A 16823-nucleotide genomic window follows, 5' to 3' on the forward strand; every position below is an offset into this window, starting at 1 on the left:
TAGCCCATTCAGTTGGTTTCTTATTAGTGGTTACGATAATAGATGTTGATTCATATATTTGATTAATAAAATTAAAGAAGCCAACTGCAACATTTTTTTCTAAAGGGAAAAGCATAACATCATCAATGATGATTAGGTTAGCTCGTACCATTTTTTTGTATTCTGCTGTTTGCGATCGTACAAAGTCCTTGGTTTTTAAGGTAGAGACTATTTCTTCCATAGTTCTAAAGTATACATGATACCCGGCCTTTACAGCATCCTTGGCTAACCCTGCCGCTAGCATTGTTTTTCCTGTACCACTTGGTCCCATAAGAACTAAGTTAAAGAGCTGATCTATCCAGTTAAGCTCTCTAAGGGTGGCGAGTCTTTTATCAGTAAGTCCATTACGTTTAGCATCATAGTTTAATAAATCGTTATTACGGGGAAGAGCAGCAGATTTCATACGTCTAACTTCATCTCTTTGTTGGCGATGTTGCTGCTCTGTTTTCAATAACCTTGTTAGGAGCTCTAAATAGCCAATATCTTCACTTTCAGCTGTAGCTATTATTTGATCCAAATTTGCAGCAACCGCTGAGATTCTGAAGTCTGAACAAAGTTGTTTTACCAGTTGTTTTTGATTTTCCATTGTTATTATTTTAGTAGAGTTATTAGTTTTTCCCTGCCGTATTACCGACAGGGATATTATTAGTTGTTACCAAAAAGTAATTCATAATCAGTTAAATCACTTTTCTGAGGTTCTAGTTCCATTTGGGTGTTATTGCTTGCTGAAAGTGGGTTAAGCCTGATAATTTTGGTTTCTAGTTCCGGTTTATGAGTTTTTTCTGAGCGGATATAATCTAGATAAGCTTTAAAGTCCGTTGCACTTAGTATATTATTAGTATGAACGTAATCTAATGCACGTGATATATCAAGCGGATTATTGTTTTCTATGACACGCTCAATCATTTGTATCTGATCTCGTATATATCTTTTTTTATGGAGTTTTATCGCAATTAGCCACTGCTGTGCTTTTTCTATATTTTCGAATAAAGAAGCTGTTTGATAAATCAGCTCTGTTATCTTTGGCTCCATATTACGGCCATGAGTACGCAGAATGATCTTTTTCCCTTTTAAAGCTGATACTTCATGTACGCAGATTTCTTTTCCTGAGAGCTCTGTAAGGTGGACTTTAGTAATACCAGCGTTATATGTGCCAATTGGAACACTATAGAAATTACCCTTATAAGACACCTTATTATCTTTATGAACAGCATAAATCTGTTTTTGCGGTGGCTTGGGAAGCACTTGGTGATACTGTTCTAAAAACATCTGCTCTTTAGCAAGTTCTTCTAGTGGAATAAGTTTGGTTGTACCATGGGGCAGATTGTTGGCCGTACGGTGCAGCCAGGCTATACATTCATCATTAAGCGTTTCAAGATCACGATATGGCCTATTATATAGAAAGTTCTGCTTTACATATTTAACTACGTTTTCTACTTTACCCTTGCTTTGGGGATCGGATTTTCGACAAAAATGAAGCTTAATTCCACGCTCTCGCACATAATTCGAAAACTCGGAAGTGAGTACTATGTCACCTAGGTTTTCAGAGACGATAAACAATCTGTCCTGATCATAAACGATTTCTTCAGGCAGACCAGTAATAAACTGAAAAGCTTGTTCATGTGCATCAATAACCATTGCCGTGGTAAAAGGAATATCACTAAACAAAACGAACTTATAACGGCTGCGCGATAGAATGAAAGTAAAGAATTGTACTCTCTTTTGCTTATTTGTTGTGGTGGTCATATTATAAAAACCAAAGTCTACCTGAGCTTGACTACCGTAAGGAAGCTCTTCAACCATCTGAAAATCACGAGCAGAGCTCACTTTAGGAATATTGAATTCCGCCCGAATTCCTTGTACAAAGTTGAATACTGTTTTGGCACTAACTGAGGGAAAGTCAGGGTGTTGTTCTTTAAGCCAATCAAACATTTGTGCGGCAGAAGTATCATGGTAGAGCTCCAATTTTTCCCGTACAAAATCTCGAAAGGGATCAAGAAGTTTTTTCTTTGAAATAGGCTGTTCTAGTTCTTTTTGGTAACTTCGGTCGTCTTTGGATAAGAGCTTTTTTACCGTGCGCCAATTCAGTCCTAAATGTTCTGAAATTTTTCGTATCGAATTACCTTCTCGATACATTTTGTGAACCTCATGATAGGTCATAAGTTTATTTAAATAATAGTTCATAATTACTTTGTCTTAATTGCTATGACAAAGCTTGTTTTTTCTTTTGGAACTCTATGTTCCAAAAGATGAACTATGTATTTATTATTGCCAATTATGCTGCACTCTTTATTGCCAAAAACGCTGCACCATTCTTGCCATTTTTGCTGCACTCATAATTACCAAAAATTGTGTATTCTGAATTACCGATTACAAAAGGTTTTCACTGAACGCTTCGATTGTGAAATCAGACCATATTATAGAAGAATGATTCGTTCAAATGATCTTCTTTTTAAAATGGGACTTGAATTGGGAGGAAATAGAGGTTCAGCAATTAGTCGCTATGTTGGACTGCCGGTTAGTTCCTCCACTATGTTAAGAGTGATTCAAGGAGTAGATGTAGAACCTAAAGCTTTGAAATCTGGGGTAATTGGCGTAGATGATTGGGCATTCAAAAAAGGAAGTACTTACGGAACTGTTATTGTGGATTTAGAACGCAAAGAAGTGATAGATTTACTTCCGGATCGTGAATCGGATACGCTAGCAGAGTGGCTGAAGAATCATCCAGAAATAAAAGTAGTATCCAGAGATCGCTATGGTCCATATGCTTTGGGTATAAAAACAGGAGCCCCTGATGCCATTCAGGTAGCCGACCGCTTTCACCTAATTATGAACTTAGGGGAAGCCGCTAAAAAAGTCTTCCAATCACAAGCAAAACAATTGAAGGAAATATTTAAGCTTTATAATGATCCCAAAAGGAATGATCCTACATTAACGGAAGTTACCGGACCTGTTGAAGCAAATTTAGAAGTTGTAGCACCAACGATTTCTACAGCAAACATTGGTGCACATAAACAATATCTATTCGACAAGGTTAAAGAGCTATATGCCAATGGTACTACACTGAGACAAATTGCCAAAATTACAAAGCTGGATCGAAAAACAGTCGCAAGGTATGTATCCATGGAAAAACTTGAGAAAAGACAATCAAGAAACTCCACCAACTTAGAATCCTTCATTAATTATCTTTTGAGCGAAGAGAACCACGGAAAAACATATCGAGAACTGCATAACACTATTGTTCAGATGGGATTCAATGGTAAGTATACCCAGTTTTGCCACAAGATGAATGAAGTTTATAATATGCCGGGGCTTAGTAGAATGAAATATGAGGCACAGGTGGTGGTAACAAAAACTTGGTCGCCAACCAAATTATCCTTAATGCTCTATAGGGATTCAAAACACCTTAAGGAAGATGATAAAGAATTTTTAGAATTATTATTTGAAAAGCTTCCTCAAATAAAACAAATGGAGCAGTTGATAAAGGGCTTTAAACAATTGTTTCTTATCAAGAAAGACGGAATGTTACAAAAATGGATTCAGGAGGCATCAACATCAGAGTGTGGGCTTAAAAATTTTGCTAAAAACCTTTTAAGGGACTATGAAGCAGTAAATATTGCTGTAGTAACAACAGTAAGTAACGGCCAGGTTGAAGGACAAGTTAATCGAATAAAAAATATAAAAAGAAAAATGTACGGTAGGGCAGGATTTCAGCTATTGAGGAAAATGATACTTGCAAAATCAGCATAATTCACCAAAATTGACGAAGAACCACTTTGTTCGGAATAATCAAATAATAAGATGAAGTTTAAATCCATAGAACCAACCTATTGAACATTGTCCTCGTTCAGCTGTATCTCTAAAAACTTTGTGCTGATGAATCCTTCTGTTGTGACATACCTTGATATGTGTAGAATCTATAAAATTGATTCCTTCACTCTTGCCCAAACACTTCATTTTTACAAACAACATAAACACAACAGCACATCGAGGTTGAAGTTCAACAAAGCGATTATAAGAGGTCATGCCAGGAAACAAATCTTTCAAATGAGGTAGTGCATAATGGACACAAAAGGACTTCAGATTGCTAAATTGTCCACAATGAAAAAGAACCATTAAACTAATCAACTCACTCTCACACAATCCAGTTTTACGACATCTTTTTCCTAATTTTTTATCTTCAATTCGCTTTTCTTCTAATATGGGTTGAATTTCTTTGCAAAAATCATCCACTTTAACGAATATTTCTATAACTTTATCTCTCAACATAGGGCTTGATTTAATAATTCATGTGATTGATTGTCAACTATTTATATGAAAAAATCAAGCCTTTTTTATGTTTTTAATTAAGATTTTTAATCTTTTTCCTTATCCCGAACTCACGTTAATTCTAGTACTTTAAACCGCTTAATATAGCTGTCCACCGTTTTACGGTTGATGTTCAATATCTGGGCAACCTTACGGTTACTAAGTCCTTTTTTCTTTAGAAGGATAAGTGTTCTGAGTTCCATTTTGTCTTTCCGTTGTCCTGCCATGCTGTGATCATATGATTATACAGCAGCAACTTAAGCAGTTTAATGGAAAGTGGCCCATTGACTTCCGAAATAATTGGCAAATCAAACCGAATCAACTGGCCCATTGACCTCCGTTATAGACAGAAGCTCTGGTTGCTGCCCAAAACGTTCATTCAAGCATAATCAACGTAGCCTCTATCCACAACCACCACACAACCCTTAGGAAATGAAATGGTCTTGGCTATTTTAGATTCATGTTGTTTACCATCTGTCATATGCACACAACTGGGCATACAGCCATCATAATCAAGTATATTATGGAGTTTTACAGCTCCCTTAGCACTGCGAAATTTAGCCCAGTCAAATACACTTAAGCATAAAGGAATAATAGTAGCATCCATGAGATATACTTTACGTTTAAGCCTGTTAAGTTCTGCGCGTCTTGGTGAATCTTTATGCCACAAATCATCCAAAAGTTTATAATACAAATCACGGAATAGCCCATGATCACGATGTTTGTTGATGTATGAGAGGTTGGACTTGCTAGGCGTTCTGGAGATGCCCATATGACTCATGTTTCCTGTAGTACTACGAAGCCCATTAGAAATATCACGCACGGAATCAGCAGAGGAAAGATGGCAGAAAAGCATACTTACAAAGTGTGTCCAACTATTAATTCCTTTATGATGTTTATCGGACTGATATTGTTGAACTAATTTGTTAAAAATATTGCGATCTACTAGTCCTAATATCTGAGAAAATACGTTTATATTTACCATGGCGGTGATGGAATTTTAGCGAATTAAATATAGCAATCCCTGCTATATAAATACACGGCCATTTTTTCCTTATTTAGGACACTAATGATAAATTTTAATTTTTCTTATCCCGAACTCACGTTAACTAAATAGTCTGATTAGATTTAATCAGACTATTTAGTTATATAATCATTATTGTGCCATTTACAATAGTTTTTCTAACATTTCAATTAACTTTTCTCCTGTTAAATTTCTAGCTACAATCTTGCCTTCAGGATCAATCAAAAAACTTTGAGGCACAGCTCTAACAGCATAGATTTTCGCAGCATTATTATCCCACCCATTCAAATCACTTACTTGAGTCCATGTAAGCTTGTCTTCATTTACTGCTTTTAACCAATTTTCTTTCTTACCTGGATAATCAAGCGATACACCTAATATCTCGAAATTTTTATTTTTATACTTTTCATATGCCTTAACTAAATTGACATTTTCAACTCGACATGGCGCACACCAAGATGCCCAAAAATCTAACAACACATATTTGCTTCTAAAATCAGATAGTTTTACCATATTTCCATCCATATCACCCTGTTCAAAATCAGGGGCTACTTGACCAATTTCGATACGACTAGCTATATTAATTTTATTTTGCAATGATTTACCTATTTCGGTGTTTTTAAGTTCTGATGACAACTTATCGAATAAAGGTTTTACATTAGGTATATCTACATTTTGTAATGACAACTCATTTAGACTTAATAAACTAAAATAACTTGTTGGATTATATTTCGCATGTTCTAACATAACTTCCTTGCGCTCTCTACTCAATCTTCTACGTATTTCACTACGTTCATACCAAAATTTCTCTTGTTCTGATTTGTTCATAGCATTCCATTTTTTATCTAACTCTCTAGATTCTGCGGAATTACTCTCTAAAAAGGATTCATAAATATGAAAATCAGTAGTCAACTCACCTCCATCAATTTTTGCAAATTGCAATGAATCTTGAATCTTCACTTTCATCTTTCCATTCGACAGAAAGATGTTTTTTTCATCCAACATTTTTGGTTCTGAGCTATTATTTCCCCAAGTTAACTTAGCTCTTACTGGCATTTTTAAAGTCTTGGAATAATTAAATTTCCCTTTTTTTATTTTTAGAGTATCATTTATTCTCATTCGACCATCTAAATAGCTAATAATAATTTTATTATTATTTTTGTTTTTAGATGTTCCATCAATCTGGACATTAATATCTTGTCCATAGACCTGCATCACGATGAAATTCAACATGATGAATTGTAATATTTTTTTCATGATTATTATTATATTTTATCCTCTTTCTCGGAATGTAATATCGATTATCTTTCCAAAACCGTCTATACTCGTTTTTTGAATTAGTGCTCCCCCTAGTGGTGGACTTATATAGTATTCCACTACACCTTCTGATTCTATACCATTTTTTTTGGTAAGTCCAATGACTAAATCATTTGTCTTTAATCTTTCCCATTGTGCATATGCATTCCAGCCTACTACAGGAAAGAATTTCATACAATTAATTTCAGCATTATTATACTCCAACACTTGTTTTGCTGTACTGTTAGTTTGAGAATAATCGAATTGATAAACTTTATTTCTAGTTGAATAATAAATATATGGTAAAGTCGGATGAATTGCAAAATTCTTTATTTCCTCCTGATTCGCAAGTTTCAATTCAAAGTAATATTCTTGACTATTAACATTATTATTTCCCAAAGTCATTCCATATACATAATATCGATTTTGATTAGGCTCCTTAAGAATCGCAAAAGTATATCTGTTTAATGTAGAAGCCGCATGGACAATCTCCCTCCCAGTGCTAACTGGAAAAAGATTATAATTTTGAAAAGACATGACTGTAGGAAATTGACTTCCATTACGCAATTCTAAAAATTGTTTATTGCTCTGATCATACAACATAATTGAAGGATCACTTGGGAAAAAGCTACTTAAGGCATTTGGAATAATCATACCAATATGTGGGGATAGTTGAACCTCTTCTGTACCATTAATTGAATTAATTGGATATTCAAAAATGGAATTCAAGGCAGGATTGTTTCTTGCCCATAATGCGCCTTTATCGTTTATCAAAATTTCTCTTAAGCCAGATCTAAATGTAGAAGCACTAGTAGCTCTTAGTTGAAAATTATCTGGTTTGGAACCAAATAACCAAGAGATATTATCACGATCACTTGCTTTTAAATTTTTATCTAAACGAAAAGTTCCCTTATCTGACACATAGAGTGTCATACTCTTTCCACTTGTATTATAATTATAAAATAAACTTTGTGGTATACCGTAGTCAAACTCTTCATTATTCCATATATCATAGGCTACTCTGTAGTCTGACTCAGTACTTGGAGAAATCATATCTAGACGTGCTCTACCTTCGTGTTCAGATAGCACCACATACCCCTCACTCGCTATCGATCTCACCAATAATTTAAAGGTTTTGCTGTAACGTATACCTTCTACAACATCAGTGACATTCAAATAACCTTTGTAACTTCCTGGATCTAACGAAACAGGATACACTAACTTTCGCTCTACACCTATTGTATGATCTATAGAATCAGCTGTATTATCCCCCATAAAAGGCATTACTTTCCACTCAAATTTAAAACGTGATGGATCACTAGATAGTTTACCTTCTATATGTGCTTCTAAAACAAGTGTATCGACGAAAGAATATAAATCAATCTCCTTGGATTCATCTATTCCGTCTATTGTTAACTCATTTATGTCCTTATAATCATAGTTACCTATGTCTTTAAGACAGGATGAAAGTCCTATAAATAAGGTACAAACCATGATTAGCGTTATTAATCTTTTCATAATTATAATTCGACTATATAAAATTATCTTTTTGAATCCCAACCCATTTCCATTGGTTGCCCATTTGAATCTAGAATTTTAGGGTCTTGTTTAGCCAACCATCGATGTACGAATACTCCTGCATATTTTATTATGCTTTCATTAAAATCTTCGTCAACAAGTGAATTTCCAGCCCACTTTTCTCTATTTATCCCCATCAAATCACAAATTAGAATAGATTTGTCCATAGACCACGTACCAAAATATCTAGTGCCATATATACCCCACCAAGCTGGTTGCGGAAAATTCTCATTCATACGTATCACGCGTTTAATATCTAATAATTTTGAATTATCATTAGAGTCCGTCAGTTTGCGAGAGTACAAAAATTTTAAGTCGTCTGATTCTTCTAGTTCGATTGTTAAAATTTTATTAGTCGATTTCAAAGCCTCTGTACGCAATAAATTTATTTCTATGAAGGCTTTAGCTTGACCTTTTGGTATTGTATATGTCATTGGAAATTCTAAATAGTCTATCCCAGCTTTGGCCTGTTCAGTTGGCTCTTCTGTATCGAGAATTTTTATATTGAATGATCGATCATAATCTGCTACTTTTCCAAAAAGATTGACCTCCAATTTGATTTTTTGTTCTCTTATATCACTATTCTTTAGCCCCCAAGGAACATTGATAGTGTCAAGTACTATATTTCGGTTATCAAAATATATTCCGCTATCTTCTGTATATACGATCAAATTATTTTTATCACATGAATAAAAAAATATTGAAAGTATAATTATATATAAAGTGTTTCTCATTTCTTAGTTGTATTTAGTCTCACCTTCTGGTATTGGTAATACATATTTTGATGCATTCATACTTTGATTATATTGTCCAAAAGCAGATTGAATAGATGTTAAATTCTTACGTTTGTAAAAAAAGAATAATTGACCTTCACCCCAAAATTCACGGGTATATTCTAAACGTAATAAATTCGCAAAATTGAAACTATCTGAAGAACTGGATGCTATCCCTCTATTGTTTCTTACTTTATTAAGATGTAGCACACCATCAGCCACAAGAGGCTCACACTCGGCAGCTATATAATACATCTCACTCATACGAAGCATTGGAATTATTTGATTTTCAACCGAATCCGTCTTAGCTTCGTATTTTTCAAAAGTCTTGTAGTTCGTATTTCCAAGTAACATTGTATTAGATAGATTTCCTATATAGCGATAATCATGTCTTTGATTGGCGAATAGTCTATAATTAACAACATCTTCACGAGGTGATAATGCATTTACCTCATTCAACGTTTTATTGTCAAACAGCGAAGTAAATAAATCTCTCCTTCTGATATTCTGTAATCCAAATAGGATTTCAGTACTATATATTCTATCTGATGAATATTTTGTATTGTCTATGAATGGAAACCATTGTTCTTGGACAGCGATGACTTCTTTTGCAGTAACAAGAGCCTCTTCTTTGAGATTTGCATAGAGATAAACTCTAGCTAACAGTCCCTTTACAGCAAAATAATTCAATCTGAATACTCTATTATCATTGAATTTCACTAAAGATTTTGAATAAGGTCCATTCGTAATAATTGGATCATTTTTCAGGTATTCTAACGCCAACTGTAGATCAGCAATAACCTGCTCTAGGTAATCTTTAGCCGGAAGAGTAGTAGCTACATCTAAACTAAACTTTGTATAATATGGAATTGTTGCAGCTGTTGAATTAATTGAATAAATAGGACCAAATAATCTAAATAAATCAAAATGCAATAATGCACGTAATGCTAAAGTTTCTCCATATATTAATGCATACTCATTTTCTGCTAAAACTGTGGTGTTTTTATGAAGATTTTCTATAATCTTATTTGTATTTGAAATTAAATTATAGCTCGTACCCCATATATTTTGTATTCTGGATAAATTAACTGTACTCGTATATTTATGTTGAGTCAATTCATAATTATTGACTGATTCTGGATGAATTGAATAATAATGCGCCAATATATCAATAAACTCACTCGTCAACGCTTTACCATATATTGCATCCTTGTTTAGCTCTATATATATTCCATTAAGAGCTTGTTTAAAACTCTGAGGTGAAGAAAAAGCATTTTCTTCGGTAACACGGTCACTAGGTTGAACATCTAGCCATTTGTTACAACTTGAACATATGGAAATAATTATTCCAATAAATAATAAACTATATCTGTTCATGATTAAAAAACTAGAAATTAACATTTAAACCAAAACTCACTGTTCTTGCGAATGGAAAATCAATTCCTCGCTCGACTTTTATTGATGATAAACGAGCTATATCATTCATGTACGCATTAACCTGAATACTAGATACCTTCATCCTCGTCATCCATGGTGATCTAAAATCATATCCAACACGAACAGATTCTATTGATAAGTAATTATTTTGCTGTACAAATCGTGATGATATTGGCGTATATTCTGAGAGTGATATACCTTTGAATTGTGCTATATCACCCACATTTCTCCATCGATCATACAAAGCTCTTCTATCTTGGTTTTTTATTAATTCAGAAGATGATATATTCTCTACTTTGCTATATAGGGTACTGTTAAATATATCACCTCCATAACTATATCTTAAATGTATATTCGCCGAAAAACCCTTATACATAAATGTATTGCCAAATACTCCCTCCAAAACTGGACGTGTATCTCCTACAACCACTTCGTCAAAGAAGCTATAGCCAAATACTTTTTCACCTGATTGGCTAATGAAAATTTCTCTTCCCGAAGCAGGATCAATTCCATTTGATCTAACCGACCACAATGCTGTTGGACTCGCTCCGTTATAATATCTAGAAAGATTTTTACTTAAATTCTCCCTATTGTATGAATCTAATCTATTACCAATTTTGTCATAATATGCTGTACCTTTTCGGAATGATAGGCTAGTCGTCCAATTGATTCGTTCAGATGGTCTATATAGTACTGCATATCGAATAGAACCATTAAATCCACGGTCTACTTGCATCCCTACATTCATCATACGGTTCGATATACCTACAGATAATGGGATGCCTACGGTAGCAAGTAATGGATCTGTTTCCTTATCGTAATAATCAAAATTGACATGCAATCTATTGTTCAATACAGATAAATCGAATCCAATATTCTTATCTAAAGTTTTTTGCCACTCTAAATTTGGATCTCCAAACTTGTCAAGCAATAACCCTGTACCAAAATAGTTTTGCAACCAATTATTAAATTTATAAGTAGATAAGGCATTATAAGCGCCAAAACTTTGGTTACCGGGATTACCAACAGAAGCTCTGATTTTCAACATAGTCACATCATTGAAATTGTTCTTAATGAATGATTCATTATGTATATTCCATGCGATACCAGTTGACCATGTTGTAGAAAATTTTCTGTTCGAACCGAAAACCGACGTTCCGTCTGATCTTAAGTTAAAATCAAATAAATACTTATTATTGATAGAATAACCAGAGTTCATAAAGAATCCAGCATTACGTCGTTTTGAGTCGGTGTGATCTGGCCTTCCTGTATTCGGATAGCTATTTGAAAATGCTGGTGTTGTAAAATTTCCCTCCGGAAATCCCTCGGCACCAAAACCTTGCGACAAGCTGGAAGATTGATTTAACGAAGTTCCAGCAACAATATTTACTAAATGTATATTATTAAATAACTTACCGAATGTCGCTGTTAAATCTCCTTCATATCCTAAAATCTTTGTATCCAGGATTTTGTATTGACCTTTTCTTAGATCCTCTACCCCATCAAATCGAGTGGCATCGGGCGAAAAGAAACTTTCCGTTTTTTGATTATTTTTAGTTACACCTAATCTAGCACGAAGTGTTAAATAATTTAAGGGTCTATATTCGGCATTGAAATTATTTCTAATTCCAAAAGAATTGGATCTATCGTAACTATTCAAAGCATCATCCCAAAGAGGGTTAGATACCGGCAATTGTAAGAATTGACCTACAGGTTCTAGCCATTTATCTACACCACCGAATTCATTGACTTTACGGTAATACGGATTAGCACGAGCATATTCTGAAAAAGCAACAATTGGATTAGCACTATTCATGTCATCAATTGTTAATTTGTTCATAAAACTAATTTTATCCTTTCGATAGATCAAATCAATATTACCGCTTAGGTTATTTCTCTTAGATTTACTCATTACACCTTGGATAGTTCTATTATTGACACCTATTCCGTATCGCATTTCTTGATCTCCACCTTCTAAATAGAAATTGTTTCGTTGATTTACACCAGTGCGTAATGGCTCAGCCAGCCAGTATGTATCTACACCTCTCTTTAAATCATGCAATAGATTATTATAACGGATCATTTTTTCCTCTTCTGCTATAGAATTATTAGATTTAAAATTTCCAGACAGCAATTCAAAATCAAGCTTTTCGGAAGCATTCATTAAGTTATAATCGGATAAATCTGCAAAAGTCAAATCTAAACTACCATTGTAAGACACACGCAACTTACCTCTTACAGGAGCTTTAGTTTCGATCACAACAACTCCATTTGCTGCTTTAGCTCCATATATAGCAGTGGATGCTGCGTCTTTTAGAATAGTTGCTGATGCTATCCTATCCATACTTATATCCATGATGACTTGCAGCGTAGTTTCGAAGCCATCCAAAATAAATAAAGGTTGATTAGGATCTTCTCCATATTGTTCCTTTAGCCCCACAAAACTGGTTTTACCTCTGATTTCTAAATCTGGTAATCTATTTGGATCGGATCCGAATTGTGTATTTTCAATTAAATTGAACGTAGGGTCCAATGTTCTAAGACTCTGAATTACATTTTGCACTCCTACTTCTTTTAATTCTTTACCAGTATAGGTAGCTGATGATCCTGTGAAACTATCCTTTCTTCGTGAAAATATCCCTGTTGAAACAATCTCTACTTCACTGAGTTCAGATATAATAGGACTTAATTTGATATTTCCTATATTGCTTTTCGCAAATATCCTAACCGAGTGATGACCGATATATCGAATTTCTAAAGGAGAATTCTCTTCAATACCTCGTAGTATAAATTCCCCTTTTTGATTAGTTTTCGTCTGAATCGGTGTAGTTTTACCCTGAGCATCTAATAGTTGTACGGTAGCTCCCTCCAATGGTTCGCCTTTACTATTCGTTACGACACCCTGTATTATCTGATGTTGCAAATTTTGAATACTTGTATTCAATTGATTTGATAGAGAATTTATATTTTCTTTACTTTTACTTTTTATAATGATTATTTTATCATTCAATTCATACCTGAAAGGCTTACCATCCAAGATTAAATTCATCGCAGTCTCAAATGTTGCATTTTCAAGATTGATTGTGATTTTTTTGTGATCTTTTACCACAAGGTCATTATACGAAATATCATACTTTGTTTGTTTATGTATTTCGTCCAATGCTTGTGCGATTGTCGCGTTCTTTAGATTAAGATTAACTTTTTGGGCTTTTAAAGTGGCTGAGGCTTGAAATGCAAACGCACACGACAATAAAACTATTAATTTCATTTCGGCTATAGGTTTTACAAAATGTTTTCGGAGAAAATGCCTTTTATATGAATAGGCGAATCCTCTGCTGAAAACAATAGAATATTTCATAACTTTAGATTAAGGTTAGTAATTTGTTTGTCTCAATTCATAACATGTTTACTTTACCTGTTTAGACTCGATGTGTTAGCGCACATCGGGTTTTTGATAAAGTATTGTTTACTATTCATTATTTCTTATCTACAATTTCCAACCTCCTTCCATCTATTTTAAAATTCAATGATGACACTTCTTCTATGGCGTAGAGTACCGAAGCTAATTTCTTATCCTTTTTAATTATAGCATTTATTCTAATATCATTTGGTATTCTCGTATAATCAATTTCTAGATCATACCACCTTTCCAATTGTTCTAAAACTTCAACTATTGTCGTTGATTTAAATTTAAAATACCCATCTTTCCAACCTATAGTTGCACTTGTATTGACTTTACTTACTTCACCTTCATTATTTTTCACTACTATTTGATGGTCCTTTTCTAGGTAGAAAGTTTTATCATTATTTGGTATGATTACTTTGATTTTACCATCTACTAATGTTGTGGTACTGATATTATCTTTGTAAGTATTAATGTTAAAAGAGGTACCTATCACCTCAATATTTTGATTGTCACATTCTACTACAAACGGTTTTTCTTTATTTTTAGTAATTTCGAAATACCCTTCACCCTTTAACTTTACTTTTCTATTATTTCCTTCAAAATCGCTAGGAAACTCTAAACTTGATTCGGAATTAAGCCATACTATTGAACCATCTGATAGCCTCATTTTCAAATCTTTGCCTCTAGGAGTCTCGAGAATCATATTGTGGACATTATTTTTATTTAATAAATTAATATCTGCATACTTCACAGCATAACCATTCAAATCTACACTTGCATTATTTTTGTCTAATATTATCTTTTTGCCATCTGATAGCTTAAGTATTGCATATTGATTTTCAAGTATATTTTGGCCACTATGATGACTATTAGGCTTGAAATTAATTGGTTGAAAATATAGAAATAAGCCGCAAGTAATAATTAAAATAGCTGCAATAGTAGCTATCTTATACATAAGGGTTCTTCGTGCATTCTTTTTATGATTATCTGAATGAAAAAGTGTATTATGTAGTTTTTCTTTATTCGTATTTACGATATTCTTCAGAAAATGTGATTTTTCGAATTCTGCATTACTACTACCTAGTTCAGAATCTATCAATTCTCTGAGCTCGTTATCATTAGCCACATCGAAATAAATAAATAGCTTTCCTAGCTCTTCTGCAGAACATGTTCCTTCGAGATAACGCTTATATATTGTGTTAATATTTTCCACAGTGTACTTGTCTTTATTTATATAGACGAATAAAATAAAGACACTCTCGGCTTACGAATAAAAAATTATAGAAATTATTGATTTTAATAATAATTCAGGATACTGACTTTTTATCTTATGCTTTATATACACATTCGATTTGGCCATATGATCTTTTATAGTCGAGGTACTAACATTGAAAATTTGGGAAGCTTCTTCGTAGGTTTTACCTTCAATTTTTATTAATCTAAAAACTTTTTGCCTTTGGGTTGGCAACTCTTCAATAATTGAATCTAAAACCTCAAATGCCTCTTTTGATTCAATTAACGCATCAATATGGTTGTAGGAAAAATCTATAGATGATATTAATTCAGATTTTAACATCTGATCTTTCGATGCCTTTCTATAAAAATCAAAAACTAAATTTCGTGCAATAGTAAATAAATAGGCTTTGAGATTAGTCTCACTATCTATTCTTTCTCTATGACTCCAGAATTTAATAAAAACATCTTGATGTATTTCTTGGACTGCATCTGGTAATTTCACTAGTCTATTAATCTTATAAGCCAATATATCAGCATACTTATGGTATAAACAATCGAAAGAATTCTTATCCCCATTCTTGATTGCTTGTAAAATGTCTCTATCACTAAATTTTGGCAAAATATTTTTCATAGGTTAGTGTGACGAAGTAAGCAAATCTTTAGAAGAATATCAAATATATTAGATAACCCGCTGTGCATTATGATTACTTAATAAAAAGTTGTTCATTTGACTGAAAATCAGTAAATTGTTTTAACCACAAAACATTTACAATGAATAACTTATATGCAAATTACGAAATAATTTTGGAAGTATTAAGAAAAATTTCATCTGCCACATTATTGACTTATCAACGTCGAAAACTCCAACTTAAGGGTTTAGAAGTTGTAAGTTTAGTGTTGACAGCAGAGTTTATGGGTATAGATAGCGAGAATTATTTATTTAAACAGCTTCCTGCCAGCATTTATAAAAAAATTGAAAGAAGTGATTACAATCGCAGAAAAAGGAAACTTTGTGCTGCCATTAATGATATACGTCTAAAATTAGCTCAAAAGTTTAATCAATTCGAAGAATGCTTTATCGTTGATAGTATGCCATTGGAGGTTTGTAAGATAGCACGAAGTAGCCGCTCTAAAATATGTAAAGAACAGGATTATTGCACCCCTAATAGAGGCTTTTGCGCATCACAGCAAATGTCTTTTTACGGCTACAAACTTCATGCTGTATGTTCATTAAGTGGTGTTTTTCAAAGTATTGATATAAATCCAGCTTCGGTTCATGATATCCGTTATATGAAGGACGTAAAGTTGCAATTATCTGATTGTGTTTCACTTGGAGATAAAGGTTATCTTTCTTCGGAAGTACAAATTGACTTATTCAAATCGGTAAATATTAAATTAGAAACACCTAAAAGAGTAAATCAAAAAGACTACAAGCCACAGTTTTATTTATTCAAAAAATATAGAAAAGGAATTGAAACTCTATTCTCGCAACTTTGCGATCAGTTTATGATAAGAAGAAATTATGCGAAAACTTTTGAGGGATTTAAAACTAGAATTTTAGCAAAAATAACAGCCCTAACAGTTGTTCAATTCATTAACTAACGTATTCTAGGTTTCTCATATATCCAAATTTAATTCAAAAAAAGTTTTTTTAAGCAGCTTTTCTATAATTATCCACATACATTACTCCTCGTTTTACTAGGGCGAACATCCGTAAAATCAACTT

Annotated in this window: 13 protein-coding genes and 1 pseudogene; 2 read left to right on the forward strand and 12 right to left on the reverse strand. The window is 33.3% G+C overall.

Going from position 1 to position 16823, the window contains the following annotated elements; genetic code table 11:
• Together GOQ17_RS15360 and istA are read right to left on the reverse strand one after the other, a co-directional pair.
• A partial coding sequence (locus tag GOQ17_RS15360) for an ATP-binding protein (RefSeq protein WP_159638841.1) occupies positions 1–625 on the reverse strand: 625 nt, incomplete at its 3' end.
• A gap of 59 nt (positions 626–684) precedes the next feature.
• Positions 685–2223: an IS21 family transposase gene (istA, locus tag GOQ17_RS15365; protein ID WP_159638843.1), complete on the reverse strand. Its 1539-nt coding sequence runs from the start codon at positions 2221–2223 to the stop codon at positions 685–687.
• Between the two features lie 93 nt (positions 2224–2316).
• On the opposite strand from istA, the gene GOQ17_RS15370 reads away from it, so the two are divergent.
• Positions 2317–3789, forward strand: coding sequence for an ISL3 family transposase (locus tag GOQ17_RS15370; protein WP_262885594.1), 1473 nt, complete (start codon positions 2317–2319; stop codon positions 3787–3789).
• 42 nt (positions 3790–3831) lie between these two features.
• Here GOQ17_RS15370 and GOQ17_RS15375 read toward each other — a convergent pair.
• The 10 genes and pseudogenes from GOQ17_RS15375 to GOQ17_RS15420 all read right to left on the reverse strand — a co-directional run.
• Positions 3832–4308 (reverse strand): annotated as a pseudogene (locus GOQ17_RS15375) (transposase); the annotation flags it as partial.
• Between the two features lie 110 nt (positions 4309–4418).
• Complete coding sequence (locus GOQ17_RS16630) at positions 4419–4574, reverse strand: helix-turn-helix domain-containing protein (protein WP_159638849.1); 156 nt, start codon at positions 4572–4574, stop codon at positions 4419–4421.
• A 152-nt stretch (positions 4575–4726) separates the two neighbouring features.
• Positions 4727–5332: an IS4 family transposase gene (locus GOQ17_RS15385; protein ID WP_159638851.1), complete on the reverse strand. Its 606-nt coding sequence runs from the start codon at positions 5330–5332 to the stop codon at positions 4727–4729.
• 183 nt (positions 5333–5515) lie between these two features.
• Positions 5516–6628 (reverse strand): TlpA disulfide reductase family protein, encoded by a 1113-nt coding sequence (locus GOQ17_RS15390; protein WP_159638853.1) that lies wholly within the window; start codon positions 6626–6628, stop codon positions 5516–5518.
• Between the two features lie 15 nt (positions 6629–6643).
• Positions 6644–8185 (reverse strand): PKD-like family lipoprotein, encoded by a 1542-nt coding sequence (locus GOQ17_RS15395; RefSeq protein WP_159638855.1) that lies wholly within the window; start codon positions 8183–8185, stop codon positions 6644–6646.
• A 23-nt stretch (positions 8186–8208) separates the two neighbouring features.
• Positions 8209–8979: a DUF4843 domain-containing protein gene (locus GOQ17_RS15400; protein WP_159638857.1), complete on the reverse strand. Its 771-nt coding sequence runs from the start codon at positions 8977–8979 to the stop codon at positions 8209–8211.
• Positions 8980–8982: 3 nt separating this feature from the next.
• Positions 8983–10395: a RagB/SusD family nutrient uptake outer membrane protein gene (locus GOQ17_RS15405; protein ID WP_159638859.1), complete on the reverse strand. Its 1413-nt coding sequence runs from the start codon at positions 10393–10395 to the stop codon at positions 8983–8985.
• A gap of 10 nt (positions 10396–10405) precedes the next feature.
• Positions 10406–13723 (reverse strand): SusC/RagA family TonB-linked outer membrane protein, encoded by a 3318-nt coding sequence (locus GOQ17_RS15410; protein WP_201288649.1) that lies wholly within the window; start codon positions 13721–13723, stop codon positions 10406–10408.
• A gap of 208 nt (positions 13724–13931) precedes the next feature.
• A complete protein-coding gene (locus GOQ17_RS15415) occupies positions 13932–15074 on the reverse strand; it encodes a FecR family protein (RefSeq protein WP_159638861.1) in 1143 nt (380 codons plus the stop codon).
• A gap of 51 nt (positions 15075–15125) precedes the next feature.
• Positions 15126–15728: an RNA polymerase sigma factor gene (locus GOQ17_RS15420; protein WP_159638863.1), complete on the reverse strand. Its 603-nt coding sequence runs from the start codon at positions 15726–15728 to the stop codon at positions 15126–15128.
• A 140-nt stretch (positions 15729–15868) separates the two neighbouring features.
• Between GOQ17_RS15420 and GOQ17_RS15425 the strand changes: the two genes are divergently transcribed.
• Entirely contained in the window at positions 15869–16699 is an 831-nt protein-coding gene (locus GOQ17_RS15425; RefSeq protein WP_159638865.1) for an IS982 family transposase, read from the forward strand.
• Positions 16700–16823: the final 124 nt, after the last annotated feature.

It is taken from the genome of Sphingobacterium composti, assembly GCF_009829075.1.
Lineage (GTDB): Bacteria > Bacteroidota > Bacteroidia > Sphingobacteriales > Sphingobacteriaceae > Sphingobacterium > Sphingobacterium composti.

Coding starts and splice junctions, on each gene's coding strand:
- GOQ17_RS15385 (WP_159638851.1), bottom strand. CDS start 5,332: ATGGTAAATATAAACGTATTTTCTCAGATATTAGGACTAGTAGATCGC.
- GOQ17_RS16630 (WP_159638849.1), bottom strand. CDS start 4,574: ATGGCAGGACAACGGAAAGACAAAATGGAACTCAGAACACTTATCCTT.
- GOQ17_RS15395 (WP_159638855.1), bottom strand. CDS start 8,185: ATGAAAAGATTAATAACGCTAATCATGGTTTGTACCTTATTTATAGGA.
- GOQ17_RS15370 (WP_262885594.1), top strand. CDS start 2,317: ATGCTGCACTCTTTATTGCCAAAAACGCTGCACCATTCTTGCCATTTT.
- GOQ17_RS15425 (WP_159638865.1), top strand. CDS start 15,869: ATGAATAACTTATATGCAAATTACGAAATAATTTTGGAAGTATTAAGA.
- GOQ17_RS15400 (WP_159638857.1), bottom strand. CDS start 8,979: ATGAGAAACACTTTATATATAATTATACTTTCAATATTTTTTTATTCA.
- GOQ17_RS15390 (WP_159638853.1), bottom strand. CDS start 6,628: ATGAAAAAAATATTACAATTCATCATGTTGAATTTCATCGTGATGCAG.
- GOQ17_RS15405 (WP_159638859.1), bottom strand. CDS start 10,395: ATGAACAGATATAGTTTATTATTTATTGGAATAATTATTTCCATATGT.
- istA (WP_159638843.1), bottom strand. CDS start 2,223: ATGAACTATTATTTAAATAAACTTATGACCTATCATGAGGTTCACAAA.
- GOQ17_RS15420 (WP_159638863.1), bottom strand. CDS start 15,728: ATGAAAAATATTTTGCCAAAATTTAGTGATAGAGACATTTTACAAGCA.
- GOQ17_RS15410 (WP_201288649.1), bottom strand. CDS start 13,723: ATGAAATTAATAGTTTTATTGTCGTGTGCGTTTGCATTTCAAGCCTCA.